The organism is Aggregatibacter actinomycetemcomitans (assembly GCF_023518055.1).
GTDB lineage: Bacteria > Pseudomonadota > Gammaproteobacteria > Enterobacterales > Pasteurellaceae > Aggregatibacter > Aggregatibacter actinomycetemcomitans.
Map to the genome: position 1 here is coordinate 1,185,775 of NZ_CP085096.1, position 14,429 is coordinate 1,200,203.

Annotated in this window: 13 protein-coding genes and 2 pseudogenes; 12 read left to right on the forward strand and 3 right to left on the reverse strand. The window is 42.5% G+C overall.

Annotation, left to right across the window (positions count from 1 at the left end; translation table 11 throughout):
* The first annotated feature begins 57 nt into the window (after window positions 1-57).
* Together LIN98_RS06075 and bioD are read left to right on the forward strand one after the other, a co-directional pair.
* On the forward strand, window positions 58-1,287 hold the full coding sequence (locus tag LIN98_RS06075) for an ROK family protein (RefSeq protein WP_014167808.1): 1,230 nt from the start codon (window positions 58-60) through the stop codon (window positions 1,285-1,287).
* A gap of 76 nt (window positions 1,288-1,363) precedes the next feature.
* A complete protein-coding gene (gene bioD, locus LIN98_RS06080; RefSeq protein WP_005567663.1) occupies window positions 1,364-2,092 on the forward strand; it encodes a dethiobiotin synthase in 729 nt (242 codons plus the stop codon).
* An 88-nt stretch (window positions 2,093-2,180) separates the two neighbouring features.
* Here the strand turns inward: bioD and lsrK are convergent, their stop codons facing one another.
* On the reverse strand, window positions 2,181-3,755 hold the full coding sequence (gene lsrK, locus LIN98_RS06085; protein WP_148322208.1) for an autoinducer-2 kinase: 1,575 nt from the start codon (window positions 3,753-3,755) through the stop codon (window positions 2,181-2,183).
* 49 nt (window positions 3,756-3,804) lie between these two features.
* Window positions 3,805-4,770: a transcriptional regulator LsrR gene (gene lsrR / locus LIN98_RS06090; protein ID WP_005570782.1), complete on the reverse strand. Its 966-nt coding sequence runs from the start codon at window positions 4,768-4,770 to the stop codon at window positions 3,805-3,807.
* Window positions 4,771-5,013: 243 nt separating this feature from the next.
* On the opposite strand from lsrR, the pseudogene lsrA reads away from it, so the two are divergent.
* The 5 genes and pseudogenes from lsrA to LIN98_RS06115 all read left to right on the forward strand — a co-directional run bounded on the left by lsrA (window position 5,014) and on the right by LIN98_RS06115 (window position 10,336).
* Window positions 5,014-6,529 (forward strand): annotated as a pseudogene (gene lsrA / locus LIN98_RS06095) (autoinducer 2 ABC transporter ATP-binding protein LsrA).
* A gap of 24 nt (window positions 6,530-6,553) precedes the next feature.
* Window positions 6,554-7,570, forward strand: coding sequence for an autoinducer 2 ABC transporter permease LsrC (lsrC, locus tag LIN98_RS06100; protein WP_041915518.1), 1,017 nt, complete (start codon window positions 6,554-6,556; stop codon window positions 7,568-7,570).
* Between the two features lie 13 nt (window positions 7,571-7,583).
* Window positions 7,584-8,588 (forward strand): annotated as a pseudogene (lsrD, locus tag LIN98_RS06105) (autoinducer 2 ABC transporter permease LsrD).
* Window positions 8,589-8,612: 24 nt separating this feature from the next.
* Complete coding sequence (gene lsrB / locus LIN98_RS06110; protein ID WP_005567654.1) at window positions 8,613-9,710, forward strand: autoinducer 2 ABC transporter substrate-binding protein LsrB; 1,098 nt, start codon at window positions 8,613-8,615, stop codon at window positions 9,708-9,710.
* A 23-nt stretch (window positions 9,711-9,733) separates the two neighbouring features.
* A complete protein-coding gene (locus tag LIN98_RS06115; RefSeq protein WP_233443960.1) occupies window positions 9,734-10,336 on the forward strand; it encodes a beta/alpha barrel domain-containing protein in 603 nt (200 codons plus the stop codon).
* Window positions 10,337-10,734: 398 nt separating this feature from the next.
* Here the strand turns inward: LIN98_RS06115 and LIN98_RS06120 are convergent, their stop codons facing one another.
* Window positions 10,735-10,908 carry a type II toxin-antitoxin system RelB/DinJ family antitoxin gene (locus LIN98_RS06120; RefSeq protein ID WP_081107556.1) on the reverse strand — a complete coding sequence of 58 codons (174 nt, stop codon included), beginning with the start codon at window positions 10,906-10,908 and terminating at the stop codon, window positions 10,735-10,737.
* 148 nt (window positions 10,909-11,056) lie between these two features.
* Here LIN98_RS06120 and LIN98_RS06125 point away from each other — a divergent pair, with 148 nt between their 5' ends.
* The 5 genes from LIN98_RS06125 (at window position 11,057) to LIN98_RS06145 (ending at window position 14,223) form a co-directional block, all read left to right on the forward strand.
* Complete coding sequence (locus tag LIN98_RS06125) at window positions 11,057-11,311, forward strand: ProQ/FINO family protein (RefSeq protein WP_148322206.1); 255 nt, start codon at window positions 11,057-11,059, stop codon at window positions 11,309-11,311.
* 555 nt (window positions 11,312-11,866) lie between these two features.
* A complete protein-coding gene (locus LIN98_RS06130; protein ID WP_249856083.1) occupies window positions 11,867-12,229 on the forward strand; it encodes an ATPase in 363 nt (120 codons plus the stop codon).
* Window positions 12,230-12,239: 10 nt separating this feature from the next.
* The gene (locus LIN98_RS06135; protein WP_249856084.1) at window positions 12,240-12,971 is read left to right on the forward strand and encodes a type IV secretion system protein; all 732 of its coding nucleotides are present in this window, start codon (window positions 12,240-12,242) and stop codon (window positions 12,969-12,971) included.
* A 13-nt stretch (window positions 12,972-12,984) separates the two neighbouring features.
* Window positions 12,985-13,212, forward strand: coding sequence for an EexN family lipoprotein (locus tag LIN98_RS06140; protein WP_061870015.1), 228 nt, complete (start codon window positions 12,985-12,987; stop codon window positions 13,210-13,212).
* 9 nt (window positions 13,213-13,221) lie between these two features.
* Window positions 13,222-14,223 (forward strand): TrbL/VirB6 family protein, encoded by a 1,002-nt coding sequence (locus LIN98_RS06145; protein WP_148345092.1) that lies wholly within the window; start codon window positions 13,222-13,224, stop codon window positions 14,221-14,223.
* The last annotated feature ends 206 nt before the right edge of the window (window positions 14,224-14,429 follow it).

Genomic DNA, 14,429 nt, shown 5'->3' on the forward strand with positions numbered 1-14,429 from the left:
GAACTGGTATAAATAATTTCACTAAATAAATTATTATAAAAAATACGGAATTATTTAATGAAAAAGGAAGACAAAACCCCATCTCGTTTAATTCAGCTTGGTAAAATTTACCGTTTAATAGAGCAGTTTGAAGAAATCTCACGTATTGAATTATCAAAACTTTCCGGTTTAGCGCCGGCATCCATTACATCGTTGAGCCGTTCCCTCATTGAAAAACGATTGATTATGGAAAAAACCTCAAGAAATACCGACAACCGCGGACGTCCTGCCATTGCCCTGTGTGTTTCGCCGTTTTATTGGCAAGCTTTATGTGCCACGTTAATGGAGGATCGGTTTGAAATTATTTTGAGTGAATTGGACGGCGTAATTATTGAACAAAGCATTTTCCCCTTGCAAAAAGATGATTTAGAATGTCTGGATAAATTTCTGGTAAAAAGCGTCAAACAATTTCTGGCTGAAACCCACTCACTTGCCCGCCCGATAACCTTTTCCGTTACCGTGGGCGGTGAATTGGATAAAAATGGTTATTTAATTAAACTGGGATGTACGAAATTCGCCCATTTGGATCTGAAATCCTTGTTTACACCGTATTTCAATATTCCGATTTTAATTGCCGAATATTTCAAAACCTGGTTATTGGCGGAATCCACCTTGGGTAATGTGATCAACTGTGATGATGTACTGTTTTTACAGTTGGACGATGAAATTAACCTCAGCGTGTTATCAGAAGGGGAGCTGTTATTTAGCAGGGAACAGGACAAAATCAATATTAATCATTTGATTGTGCCGCGCTTAAACGAGCTTCAAGCGCTCATTAATCACGATTTACCGGAAGTTGAGCGTTACCAGGTACAACATCAAGTCACCCATCGGGCGATTGCACAGTTTATTGATGCCCTTTATCCGAATCGTGTTTTCAGCAACAATTCCGAGAAAATGAATTTCCTGTGTGAACAGATTCAATTAAAAGATAAAAACGCGTTGCGGATTATTGAACATATTACCGATTGCCTGGCTTATATCTTAATGAATCTGGTTCATATTTTTTCCGCGCGGCGGGTGATGCTGAACTCCAGCTTGCTGCAACTGAAAGATTTCCTGCTCGAACAGCTTAATCGTAAATTAAAATCCTATTTAGTCGATAACATCAGCACAGTTTCGGTGATTGCCGGCAAATATGAATGGAATAGCCCGATCGTCGCTGCTTCTGCGATTAAGCAGGGCATATATGACGGAAGTTTGCTGACTTCGTTGGTAAAACAAGAAGAAAACATCATAAATTTCTAAAACTTTGTTTTAGCTCAATATTACGCATTGTAATTTCCTTTAGAATCTATCTTACTAGTATGAGAAGGGGGATACAATGAGTAGTTTTTTTGTTACCGGTACGGACACCGATGTAGGTAAAACTGTTGTTAGTCGCGCGATTATGCAGGCTTTACAGAAAATCGGCATACAGGTCGTCGGTTATAAGCCAATTGCATTCGGTCAAGAAGACGTGATTTATCCCGACAGCCAAAAGCAAACTGCCGGCGATTATGACAGGAAAGACAATCCCGACGTATTAACGTTAATAAACAGTACTAAAGAAAAAGTGCATTACGAAGACGTCAACAGCTATACCTTCCGGCATTCCATGCCCATTTTGAATGAAAGTTGCAAACGTGTTCAAATTAATAAGCTAAATGTGGATTTAGCACGTTTGTGTTCCCGTTACCAATCTGTTTTAGTAGAAGGCGCCTTCGGTTGGCTAACACCGATCAATAAGGATTACAGTTTTGCCGATTGGGCCGGTGAGCAAAAAATGCCTGTTGTTTTAGTAGTGGGTTTTAAAGAGGGGTGCATTAATCACACATTATTAACCGTGCAATCGATTCTTGAACGTGGTTTACCGCTGCTCGGCTGGGTCGCAAACCGAATAAACCCGGGTTTAGGACATTATGCCGAAGTGATCGAAACCCTAAAACAAAAAGTCGATGCGCCACTGCTGGGTGAGGTTTCTTATATTCACAAACCGGAAGAACAAGATCTCAGCCGTTTCATCACCGACATCGACCGCTTGACGTATATGCAAACGGAACCGGTGGCATAAAAGTGCGGTGGGTTTTACCGATGTTTTTTACGGTATATCAACAAAAAATCGTAGAGAGTTGTCCCCCCTACGATTTTTTTATCGTTCGCTACAACCCTGGTGCCTTCCACAAAGAAGTAGTTAATCCGCTATCAACCAGTTGTAATTGTTTTTTATAAGTATCTGCCCATTGTGCTTTGTGAGCTTGGTATAAAGCATAGTTATCGGGATTCGGTTGATGTTGCCGTTCAAATTTAACCAGTTTTTCCCCCACCTCGGCTAAGGTCGAATAAATGCCGACTCCGACGCCTGCGGCAATGGCACAACCCAGCGCTGTAGCTTCTTTGACAATCGGAATGTTTACCGTTAATCCGGTGACATCGGCTAAGATCTGGCTCCATAATTTGCCTTTAGACCCGCCGCCGGCAAAGACAATGGAGGTTAATTTAACTCCTGAGAATTTTTGCACCTGATCCAAATTGCAGGAAGAAACGATAGCAGCATTTTCTTCCAAGGCGCGGAATAATACGGCTTTGTTGCATTTGTCGGGATCGATAGAGAGATTAATAAAAGACGGTGCGGCGTGATACCAGGCTTTAAAATGCATGGCATCGGAGAAAATCGGGATCACGTCATTGGCGCCGACGGGCACGCGTTCCGCCATTTGTTCCAGCAACGCATAAGCATCGGTACCCAGTTTTTCCGCCAGTCTCTTTTCTTCTTCGCAAAATGCATCACGGAACCAGCGCATGGTTAATCCGGTGAAAAAGCTAATGGATTCCGCCTGTACTAACGGCGGGATAACGTGCGGGTTAATACGTACATTCATTTCCGGGTCGGTCACCGCCTGCGGTAAATTCACCACTTGTTGCCAGAACGTACCGCCGATAACTGCCGCTTGAGCGGGCTCGGTGACGCCTAAACCAATACAACCTAACTGCACGTCCCCGCCGCCGACCACAACCGGTGTGCCCTGTATTAAACCGGTTTGTTGTGCAACTTCTGAAGTCACTTCACCTAAACGCGTACCGGTTTCTTTTATCGGCGTCAGAATATTTGAATTTAACCCCGCCATATCCAGTAATTCCGGCGACCATTGACGTGTTGTCAGGTTCAACATGCCGGTCGTGCCCGCATTGGAAGGTTCCACCGCCAGTTCGCCGCTTAACATAAATGCCAGCCAATCGCTGATCATGGAAATGGCTTTAGTGTGGCGATAAATATCGGGGCGATGATGTGCCAGCCATAGTAGGCGGGGAACGGCGCTCAGTGCCAACGTTTGACCGGAGACGGAATACAGCTGTTGTTCAAACGTATAGTTATGTAGCGTTTTTAGCTCTTTGACTTCTTCCACCGCACGGGCATCTACGTTACCACACGCCCAAATCGGTGTTTTATGCTCATCGTAAAGTACGATTCCTTCACTCATGGAACAGGTGGAAATGGCGGCAATTTGCTGTGGCTGAACTTGAGATTTATTCAATACTTGACGAATACAATCGCAGGTTAACTGCCAATTATTGGCTAAATCAAATTCCATTGAACCGGGAATATCGGGATCGGATAAGTGCGTCCATTCCCGTTGAGCGGCGGCGATTTGATTACCGTCTAAATCAAAAATAACCGCCCGAACACTTCCTGTGCCGGCATCTAATGCCATCAGGTAAACAGCTTGATTGTTCATTATTTTCTCCTCTTTGTTTGGGAAGAAAATAAGCCCGCTACACCGCTTACTAAACCAACTGCGCCAACATCATTCGAGCCGTGTTTTCTTCCGTAACCAATGAATTAATATGATTACCCTGTAATGCGCTTAAAATCGCTTCGACTTTGTCTTCACCACCGGCGACACCGATAACATGCGGAATTTTTTTCAAATTTTCTAACGAAACGCTGATTAATTCCTCATGTAACGGCATATCCGGTTGTAAACTGCCGTCTTTACGCATGAAATAACCGAGAATATCGCCCACTGCGCCCTGATTCCGAATAATTTGTTGTTTTTCTTCGGTGATATAACCGGAGCGGAGCAGTGTCGCCTGTCCTTTTTGGCGGGTGGCGCCGATACCGACGATTGCCGCATTGGCACTACAAGCCGCCAGCATAATATCGCGCACACAGGCTTCCCGTTTGAATAGTTTTGCCGCTTCAATTGAAGACGCCCGCAAAGGTGCGGGAATGATACTTACCGAGCAGGAACCGTCTAATTGTCCGATACCTTTCATATAAGTTCCGACACCGCCCGATAAGGTGATTAATTTAATTGCATTGTGTGTGATGAATTCATTGGCGTATTTCAGCGTTTTCATAATGGTGTCGCCGAAACCGATTGCCAGCATCTGATTCGGTTTAAGCAACGACATCAGCATTTGTGCCGCGCCGACGCCTAATCGCTCATTGATTTCATGTTGTTCCAGCGTTGGCAGAATACGTATATGCTTTAATCGGAAGTGTTGTTGTAGCACTTCTTCCAGTTCCAGACAACCGGTAAAGCGGGAGTTGATTTGCACTTTAATAATGCCGGACTGACGCCCTTTTTCCAGTAGCCTGGATACTTTTAAACGCGGCAGTTTTAGTCTGTCGCCGATTTCGCTTTGTGTCAGGTTATCGTGATAATAAAACCAGGCAATTCGTGCCAACAATTCTTCTTCGCCGAAACTTTGGATCGTTTCTTGATTATCCGTCATTAATTCGTTCATATGATTTATTTGTTTTTATTGATTTTGGGTATTATTCATTTGTTTTTTATTATTATCAATTGTTCTTACCGTTTTTTTGTAAAAGCATGATGGAGATCACTTTTTTAAAAATTAAAGGCGATTTTTAGATAATCTTATCCAGATTTGTGATCTAGTTCTCAGAAATTTTGTGCATTCCTGACTAGTATTTTGAAAAAATGTTTTTTTTAAATACATTTGTTCATTCTATGCGGCAGGTAAAAGATGCAAACTCACATTTCAGAGCCAAAATGCTTAATATCCGCCCGAAACATCGGTAAGTCGTTTTCCGGCGTGGAAGTGCTGAAAGCCATTGATTTTTCCTTATATGCCGGTGAAGTGCACGCACTGCTCGGCGGTAACGGGGCGGGGAAATCCACGCTGATGAAAATTATCGCCGGCATTCAGCCGCAAGATAGCGGAGAACTGGAGGTTCGGGGTGCGACAAAATAAGCTTTCTCCGAATAAAGCCCATCAGCTAGGTATTTATTTGGTGCCGCAGGAACCGCTGTTATTTCCGAACTTAACGGTGAAGGAAAATATTTTATTCGGCTTAGCCCGTCATGAAAAAACATCGGAAAAACTGACCGCACTTTTAGCTGAACTGAACTCCCATTTAAAGCTGGATATGCCCGCGGGTTCGTTGGAAGTTGCCGATCAACAGCTGGTGGAAATCATGCGTGGCCTTATGCGTAATGCGTCTATTCTGATTCTGGACGAACCCACCGCCTCTTTAACGCCAATTGAAACGGAGAACCTGTTTAATAAAATTCGTTCGTTATTGGAAAAGGGTGTGGGCATTGTCTTCATTTCTCACAAACTGCCCGAAGTGTGGCAGATTTCTCATCGTATTAGCGTCATGCGCGACGGCTATATTGCACTAACCGGCAGTACTGCCGAGTTGAATAAAGACGATGTGATTACCGCCATCACGCCGAAGGCGAAAAATGCCCAATTAACGGAAAGCCAAAAATTATGGCTGGCGTTGCCGGGACATAACCGTGTGAAAGCTACCGATAAGCCGATTTTGCAGGTGCAGGATTTGACGGGCGAAGGATTTAAAAATGTCACTTTTGATATTTATCCCGGTGAAATTTTAGGCTTGGCGGGCGTGGTTGGCGCAGGGCGAACCGAATTGGCGGAAACCTTATATGGCTCACGTAAACAAAAGTGCGGTCAGATTTTCTTCGATAATCAGGAAATCAGCGGGTACGATATTAAAGATCGCCTACACCAAGGCATTGTTTACTTACCGGAAGATCGTCAGGCTTCCGGATTATATCTGGATTCGCCGTTAACCTGGAATGTCTGCGGGTTGACCTATAACGATATGGGATTCTGGCTGGACACGACGAAGGAAAGCGCTATTCTGGAGCGCTATTATCGCGCTATCGGCACTAAGTTCAGTGACGAGCGATAGGCGGTCAGAACGCTGTCCGGCGGGAATCAGCAAAAAGTGTTGATTGCCAAGTGTCTGGAAGCGGATCCGGCGTTATTGATTGTGGACGAGCCGACACGCGGTGTGGATGTGGGGGCGCGTGCGGATATTTATCAGCTCATCAAAAATATCTCCAAGCAAAATGTGGCGGTGCTGTTTATTTCTTCCGATTTAGAAGAAATTGAACATATGTCCGATAGAGTATTGGTCATGCATGACGGGCAAATTAGCCATTCTTTGGTCGGTGAGGCGATTAATACCAACAATATCATGCAAATGGCGTTCGGCAGTACGCACGGGTAAGGAGAGACGATGATGGGAAAATTGATGCTGAAACTGATTCAGGATAATCGTGAACTGACCATTCTTATTGCCATTGGCTTGTTATTTTTACTGTTAGGTTTTGTCGGAAACGGCTTTCATCTGCAAACGTTAAGCATGGTGTTTAATTCCGCGCAAATCGTGATTTTGCTGGCGATTGGCGCCACTTTCGTCATTTTAACCCGCAACATCGACGTGTCCGTCGGTTCTACCATGGGGCTTTGTGCGGTCATTGTCGGCAGCTTGTTAAACGCCGGTTATGGTTTAGTCTCCGCTTTTCTTATTACTTTATGCTGTGGCTTGGCGGCGGGATTATTAAACGGCGTATTGGTAACCACGTTACGCATTCCCGCCATTGTCACCACCTTGGGAACGCTGGGGTTATATAAAGGCATTATGTTGTTGATTACCGGTGGGAAATGGATTGAAGGCTTGCCGCAAGAATTGAAAATGCTCTCCGAACCGGTTTTTTTACATATTTCGCCTATCGGTTGGATCTTGCTTATCCTGATTCTCGCTACGTATTATTTCTTAACGAAACTCCCCGCCGGACGTAATTTTTATGCCGTGGGGGATAATCTGCAAGGGGCGCTGCAACTAGGCGTGCGTATTGATCAGGTGAGAATCGTGGCTTTCGCCATAAACGGCATGATGGCGGCAATTGCCGGGATTGTTTTTGCCTCGCAAATCGGTTTTGTGCCGAATTCTACCGGCAACGGCTTGGAAATGAAGGCGATCGCTGCCTGCGTACTGGGCGGGATCAGCTTGCTCGGCGGCACGGGGAATTTAATCGGCGCGGTGTTGGGCGCCTATTTCCTGATTCAAATCGATACGATTTTGGTGCTGCTTAAAGTGCCTGCCTATTGGAACAATTTTGTTGCCGGTATCGTACTGCTCGCCGTATTGGTGTTTGACGGACGGATTCGCGTGATGATCGCCAATAATTTGAAATTACAACGTTATGCCCGTTTTCTGAAAGATGAAAATAGCACGGGCGTTGATATAAAAGTGCGGTCGAAATAAGGAGGGAATAATTATGTTGACGTTGAAAAGATACGGCTGGGAATTGACGTTATTCTGTTTGGTCATCATTGAAATTCTCGGTTTCGGCGCTTTCAATCCGCGTATGCTGGATTTAAACGTGCTGCTTTACAGCACCAGCGATTTTATTTATATCGGTATGCTTGCCTTGCCGTTGACCATGATTATCGTCAGCGGCGGCATGGATATTTCCTTCGGCTCCACCGTCGGCTTATGTGCTATTACCTTGGGTGTGTTGTTTAAAGCCGATGTGCCGTTGATATTGGCGATTCCGTTAACTTTTGTTGCTGGCATATTATGCGGTTTGATTAATGCCGGATTGATTCTCTACACCAAAGTGAATCCATTGGTGATCACCTTAGGCACTATGTACCTATTCGGCGGTGGTGCGTTGTTGCTGTCCGGTTTTGCCGGCGCGACAGGTTATGAAGGCATCGGTGGCTTTCCTGATGCGTTGCTGGACTTCGCCAATCAAACCTTATTCGGCATTCCGACGCCGATCCTGTATTTTCTGTTAATGACGCTGATCTTTTGGTTATTAATACACAAAACCACCATCGGCAGAAGCACGTTTTTAATCGGGCAAAGTGAACGCACTTCCCGTTACAGCGCCGTGCCGATTCGTCGCACATTATTATTGATTTATTCCTTTATTGGCGTTATTGCTGCGTTTGTGGCGGTGTTGCTGGTGTCTTATTTCGGTTCCGCCCGCTCCGACTTAGGCAGTTCCCTGCTGATGCCGGTATTGACCGCCGTGGTGTTGGGCGGTGCCAATATCTATGGCGGAGCCGGTTCCATTATCGGCACGGCGATTGCCGCCATGCTCATCGGTTATTTGCAACAAGGATTGCAAATGATCGGTATTCCCAATGAAATTTCCGGTGCTTTATCCGGCGCCTTACTTATTATCGTGTAAAGCGGCAAGTCCGTCAGTTTGCATTATGGTGCTATTGTGCAATGGGTTCGTCGGCGAACCGAACGTCAGGCAGCAGTAGATTAAATTCAACTCAAGAGGAGAATGAATATGAAAACGCGTGTAAAATTATTCACAAACTCGATCTCTCGTTTGTTCACCCCTAACGGGGCCGTTGGCAAAGCCAACGTTCAAAAAACGCCGTTTTTTGTGACCGCACTTTCCGTGTTACTCGGTTTATCCGTTGTGGCGACGGCACAGTCAGCTGACCGTATCGCCTTTATTCCTAAACTGGTAGGCGTCGGCTTCTTTACCAGTGGCGGGCAAGGTGCTACCGAAATGGGAAAAACCTTGAGCGTAGATGTCACTTATGATGGTCCGACAGAACCGAGCGTGCCCAATCAGGTGCAACTGATCAATAACTTCGTGAACCAAGGCTACAACGCGATTGTAGTGTCGGCGGTTTCCCCGGACGGTTTATGTTCTACTTTGCAACGCGCCATGAAACGCGGTGTAAAAGTATTGACTTGGGACTCCGACACCAAACCGGAATGCCGTAGTCACTATATCAACCAAGGCACACCGGAACAGTTAGGTTCTATGTTGGTAGATATGGCGGCAAACCAAATCAGCAAACCGAAAGCCAAAGTGGCGTTTTTCTATTCCAGCCCGACGGTCACCGACCAAAATCAATGGGTGAAAGAAGCTAAAGCGAAAATTGCCAAAGATCATCCGGAATGGGAAATTGTAATCACTCAATTTGGTTATAACGACGCTATTAAATCCCTGCAAACCGCCGAAAGCATTTTGAAAGCCTACCCTGATTTAGATGCCATTATCGCACCGGATGCCAACGCATTACCGGCGGCTGCACAGGCGGCGGAAAATCTGAAAGTCAATTCCGTGGTTATTGTTGGGTTTAGTACCCCGAATGTGATGCGCCCTTATGTGAAACGCGGCACGGTGAAACAATTCGGTTTATGGGATGTAGTGCAACAAGGCAAAATTTCTGTGGCTGCCGCCAATGCCTTATTGAAAGGTGAAAAATTAAATGTGGGCGATAAATTGAACGTGCAAGGTATCGGCACGATTGAAGTCTCGCCGAACAAAGTACAAGGCTACGAATATGAAGCGGACGGCAACGGCATTATTTTATTGCCTGAACGCGTGGTATTCACCAAAGACAATATCGACAACTACAATTTCTGATTAGCGAAGAGAGGAGTATTTCAATGGCAGATTTAGATGACATCAGAGACGGTAAAGATTTCGGTTTGGATCGACCGCAAACCAATCAGGCGTTTTATTTAAAAGGTGCCGGCGCGTTGGATTGGGGAATGCAATCCCGTTTGGCGAATATTTTTAATCCGAAAACCGGCAGAACTATTATGCTGGCGTTCGACCATGGTTACTTCCAAGGGCCGACTACGGGGCTGGAACGTATTGATCTGCACATCGCCCCGTTATTTGAATATACCGACGTATTAATGTGCACCCGCGGTATTTTGCGTAGCGTCGTGCCGCCCTCCACCCGCAAACCTGTTGTGTTGCGTTCATCCGGTGCCAATTCGATTTTGACTGAATTATCCAACGAAGCGGTGGCGGTGTGTGTGGAAGATGCTTTGCGCCTGAATGTATCCGCCATGGCGGCACAGGTGTATACCCGGTTACTCAAAGATTCCGTACAACGCTCAATACAACGTGAATTGCAGGTAATTTATCCGCAGTGGCAAAAAGAACATCCTAAACTTGCCTATGAAGTCATAAAACAAAAGGAGATTGCTGAAAAAAAGTTTGATATTAACTTAAATAGAGAACAGGAGAGAGAAAACTGATGAAACTTCTATTACTTACATTTCAGGTTATTGTATAGTTACTTATTTCAGGTCGGTTAGCGTTTTTATTAACGCCTAATCTTTTTGTAGACAAAGAAATCTTTAGTTCAATGCTAAACACGGCATACTTCTGGTTAGTATGGCTTGGATTATTTCCTGTTGTGCTTCGAGTGCTTGATTTTGGTTTTTATGGCTATGGATACATTATAGAAAAACGATATTCATCTAAACTATTAGGCAACGCGGAAGAGATAACACATGATTAAGAGGATGTAACAACTAAACTCTCACCTAAATTTGAACTCTAAAATTCCAAAAACGGATCCGTTTTTATAACTAGATAATCACCTTTTCAAAAACTCCTCTAAAAAACTTCTTAATGAACTTTTTTAGAAAAATTATGAATTGTCGGTAAATTCTGGCGGAATCCTTTTCTTCTTAATTATATAACTTAGATAAAGGCGGACAGCGTCTGACATAGTTACTCCCATGGAATTTAACTCTTTAGCTGCCTGTTCCTTTAACTCATTATTGAGTCGGATTTTAATTGAAACATCTTTATTGTTTTTCATAACCCCTCTTGTTCTCTCATTGTACACACATAAAATTTAAAGTCAATAGAAATGTTACCACAGAAATATTTTTATTTGTCATGGAATTCTTGAATACTTTTGAGACTAAAGTATAGTTAATGATGAATTAAGTTAGGATTAGGAAATAATGAAAAAGTTTAGTCAATACAAAAATGCAGAAGCGTTAGCTCAAGCAAGAAAAGAAAACAGGGCGTTATTAGAAGGTTTTTTTGGTAAGGTTATTGATTATGAAAACCCTAAACCACTAAAGATAGGTTTCCTTGATGATATAGCAAATGAGGCTAAAAGACTTAATTTGCCATTTACTAAAACATTTTTTAGGAAATCTATCAAAGAATATACAATGCGTATTAGCATACTGTTACCCCCTCATTTGTGCTAAAGCACGATATAAACAAAAAGTGCGGTAAATTTCTACCGCACTTTTACTCTTATATGTTTAGTAATATTTATGTTTTTACATAAATATTATCTTTCCTTCTCTTGTTCTTTGATAGGTTCTTTTTAAAAGGCGAGCTGCGCCTTCAATTTATGATATGCTTCCACTGGATTTAACTTCATGGATTCATCAAAAGATTTATCCAAGGTTAATTCTTGTCATGTAATGTAATTTGATACTTTTACAGCTGTTTTTATGGCGTCTTTAAAATCATCATTTGTCAGTTTGTCCGCCATAATCCACCCGCGCAAATATGCCAATGAATTTTTTTCATCAGAAAAATCTCGTTTAGGATTTTGCACGGCAATTTGATACTTCCTGAAAAGTAGCATTGATGAAATTTCAGCAATCAGTTCTTCTTTGGCATACTCTTTTTAATTCATATTAAAAGAAAGTTTCCTATTTAGCCTGGTGTAGCGACGTAATCAAAATGAGGACAGGGCGCAATCAAAAAAATCCTTATTTTAATAGCAAATTTTGAGAAACAACCAAATACCGATGACCCAAAGTATGGATGAAGTGTTGAAAAGCCCAATTTCTCGCGCGGTAGTTGAGGAATGTGAAACAACCATTTGTTTACCTAACCCGATTGCACGCAAAGTAGATTATGTGGATGGTTTCGGAATCAGCGAAAAACAATTTGAAATTATCCGTGAATTACAACCGGATTCCCGTACTTTCTTAGTGCGTAAAGGGCTCGAAACCGCCTTAGCTAAGTTAGATTTAAGCGGTTTAGGGCGTGAAAACTTAAAAATTCTGTCAACCAGTAAGGATAACGCAGAAATCCTACATCAAATTATCGAAGAAGTCGGCGAAGCCGCTAATGACTGGATTCCGATTTATAAACAACGTTGTGTATAAGGAGAACGTGATGAAAATGTTTAAAAAACTCACTTTAATTGCTGTTTTATCTATGCCGGTATTGGTACAAGCCAGCGGTATTCCGGTTGTTGATGCCGCAGCTGCCGGTCAACGTCAAATGAGCATGCTTCAAACGGTGCAACAATGGGCAAAAGAGGCTAAACAGTGGACGGATACAGTTTCGCATTATAAAAATGAGCTGAAAGCGTATGCCGACCAATTAGCCTCACAGACAGGAATTCGTGATGTACAAGCCTTTATTGGTGAAGCGCATAGTTTGTATGGTGAAATAAATGGCTTAAAATCGGAGTTTACCCCGGTAATCGATTTAGTTTCCGGTGGGAAAAACGCATTAAGCGCGAATGCTAAAAGCCTGTTTGAAAAATACAACCTTTTTGACCGTTGTAAGAATTTACGTCAAGGTGAAATTACTTCCTGTGAAGCAAATATTGTTTCCACCGTGGAAAGTATGAGCTTCTTAGATTCGTTTGAAAGTAATGTCAATAGCAAACTTAAAGCAATTGATAAGTTAGCTAATCGTATGGCGAAATCAAACGATGTAAAAGAAAGCCAGGACTTAAAAAATGCAATGGACGTGCAGTTGGCCGCATTGCAATCACAAAAAGTCCAGTTGGATTTATTCAACGCACGGCAAACGGAATACCGACGCTTAATGAATGAGCAACAAAAACAGTTAGCGTCTCAACGTCGCTCAAACGTTAAGGGCGTTATATTCAATTAATACGGAGTAAAAGATGAAAAAACTTTTTATCGCATTATTTATATTAACTTTAAGTGCTTGTTCAGAAGAAGTTAAAAGTGTGGAGTATTACAAAGAACATACGACTGAACGTCAAAAAATGTTAGAAGAATGTGAGAAAAAAGCCGAACCGCTGATGGCAAATTCTAATTGTCGAAACGCAAATAAAGCACAAGCAAGTATTCGACGTATGAATACTCGAGGTGTTAATTTTTCTAATTAGGTTATCATTATGAGATTCTTTGAGAGTATCGATTCTTTCGTTATTCAGTTATTGGATTCAGTTAGTCAATCTATGAGTAGCAATTTTGCTAACTCACTTTTTACAATTATTGGCGTAACACTGACAATTTACTTTTTAGGAAAAGGATTTGCCGTAATATCTGGCAAGATTGAAGCTCCAGCAACAGCATTAATTTATGATTTTGCCACAAAAATGATCATTGTAGCATTTATGATGAATTATGGAGGGTATCTGGATAACTCTTTAGCGATAATTGATGATCTCAAAACTAGCTTAACCGGCTTTACCGGAAACGGTATAGCCGGTTTAATGGATGACCAATTGGAATTAGGATCGGATATTGCTGGTCAACTCTTTGATCTAGATAAATCTAAATATGTCCCCTTAGAAGGTGGAATTGCTTCATTTCTTGCCTGGATTGGTGTAGCAGTATCTTTATTTGTGCCATTTATTATTTTTATTACTACAACTATCACATTAAAACTATTGACTGTAACTGCCCCTATTTTCATCTTTTGTCTATTATACAATTTCTTACGCAATACCTTTAATCAGTGGTTACAGCTTATTTTGGCAAATATACTTACTGTTGTATTTATTGGTATTTCACTTCGCATGGGGATGTCATTTTTTGGCAAAAATATAAGTGGACTTATAACTCAAGCTAAAGAATTTAATTTAATATTGATAGGTTTTTACGTCTTACTATTTGGTCTTTTCATGGGGTATCTAGCTTATCTTTCATTAAATTATGCGTCTCAATTAGCCTCTGTCTCGGTCGAGGGTGTCGCTTATTCCGCCGGATTACGCGGAATAGGCGGAATCTTTAGCGGGGCTAAAAATTCCGTACAAAATGCCGCCCGTTTTGGCATGGGCGCAAGCGGTGCCGGATACAGTCGCGCACCGACCGCTTACAAGGTCGGTAGTGCAATACATCGAACGGCGCGGGCAGTCGCCAATTCAGTAAGGAATCGCGCCAACAAGTCTTAATTTTTTCCATTAATTTTTTATTATGCAATTTACTTTGTAGAGGTTTTTACACTTAAAAGAGAGGTTTTTACACTTAAAAGAGAGGTTTTTACACTTAAAAGAGAGGTTTTTATGCAAAAAATATACAAATTATGCTTATTTTTTGTACTTTTTAATCTGGTCGGTTGTTCGTCAAGTTGGCCGGATGATTTAAAAGGCACATCCTT

What these genes read in the sequence shown, in the direction of transcription:
- LIN98_RS06075 (WP_014167808.1), top strand. Translation starts at nt 58, where the DNA reads ATGAAAAAGGAAGACAAAACCCCATCTCGTTTAATTCAGCTTGGTAAA.
- bioD (WP_005567663.1), top strand. Translation starts at nt 1,364, where the DNA reads ATGAGTAGTTTTTTTGTTACCGGTACGGACACCGATGTAGGTAAAACT.
- lsrK (WP_148322208.1), bottom strand. Translation starts at nt 3,755, where the DNA reads ATGAACAATCAAGCTGTTTACCTGATGGCATTAGATGCCGGCACAGGA.
- lsrR (WP_005570782.1), bottom strand. Translation starts at nt 4,770, where the DNA reads ATGAACGAATTAATGACGGATAATCAAGAAACGATCCAAAGTTTCGGC.
- lsrC (WP_041915518.1), top strand. Translation starts at nt 6,554, where the DNA reads ATGCTGAAACTGATTCAGGATAATCGTGAACTGACCATTCTTATTGCC.
- lsrB (WP_005567654.1), top strand. Translation starts at nt 8,613, where the DNA reads ATGAAAACGCGTGTAAAATTATTCACAAACTCGATCTCTCGTTTGTTC.
- LIN98_RS06115 (WP_233443960.1), top strand. Translation starts at nt 9,734, where the DNA reads ATGGCAGATTTAGATGACATCAGAGACGGTAAAGATTTCGGTTTGGAT.
- LIN98_RS06120 (WP_081107556.1), bottom strand. Translation starts at nt 10,908, where the DNA reads ATGAAAAACAATAAAGATGTTTCAATTAAAATCCGACTCAATAATGAG.
- LIN98_RS06125 (WP_148322206.1), top strand. Translation starts at nt 11,057, where the DNA reads ATGAAAAAGTTTAGTCAATACAAAAATGCAGAAGCGTTAGCTCAAGCA.
- LIN98_RS06130 (WP_249856083.1), top strand. Translation starts at nt 11,867, where the DNA reads ATGACCCAAAGTATGGATGAAGTGTTGAAAAGCCCAATTTCTCGCGCG.
- LIN98_RS06135 (WP_249856084.1), top strand. Translation starts at nt 12,240, where the DNA reads ATGAAAATGTTTAAAAAACTCACTTTAATTGCTGTTTTATCTATGCCG.
- LIN98_RS06140 (WP_061870015.1), top strand. Translation starts at nt 12,985, where the DNA reads ATGAAAAAACTTTTTATCGCATTATTTATATTAACTTTAAGTGCTTGT.
- LIN98_RS06145 (WP_148345092.1), top strand. Translation starts at nt 13,222, where the DNA reads ATGAGATTCTTTGAGAGTATCGATTCTTTCGTTATTCAGTTATTGGAT.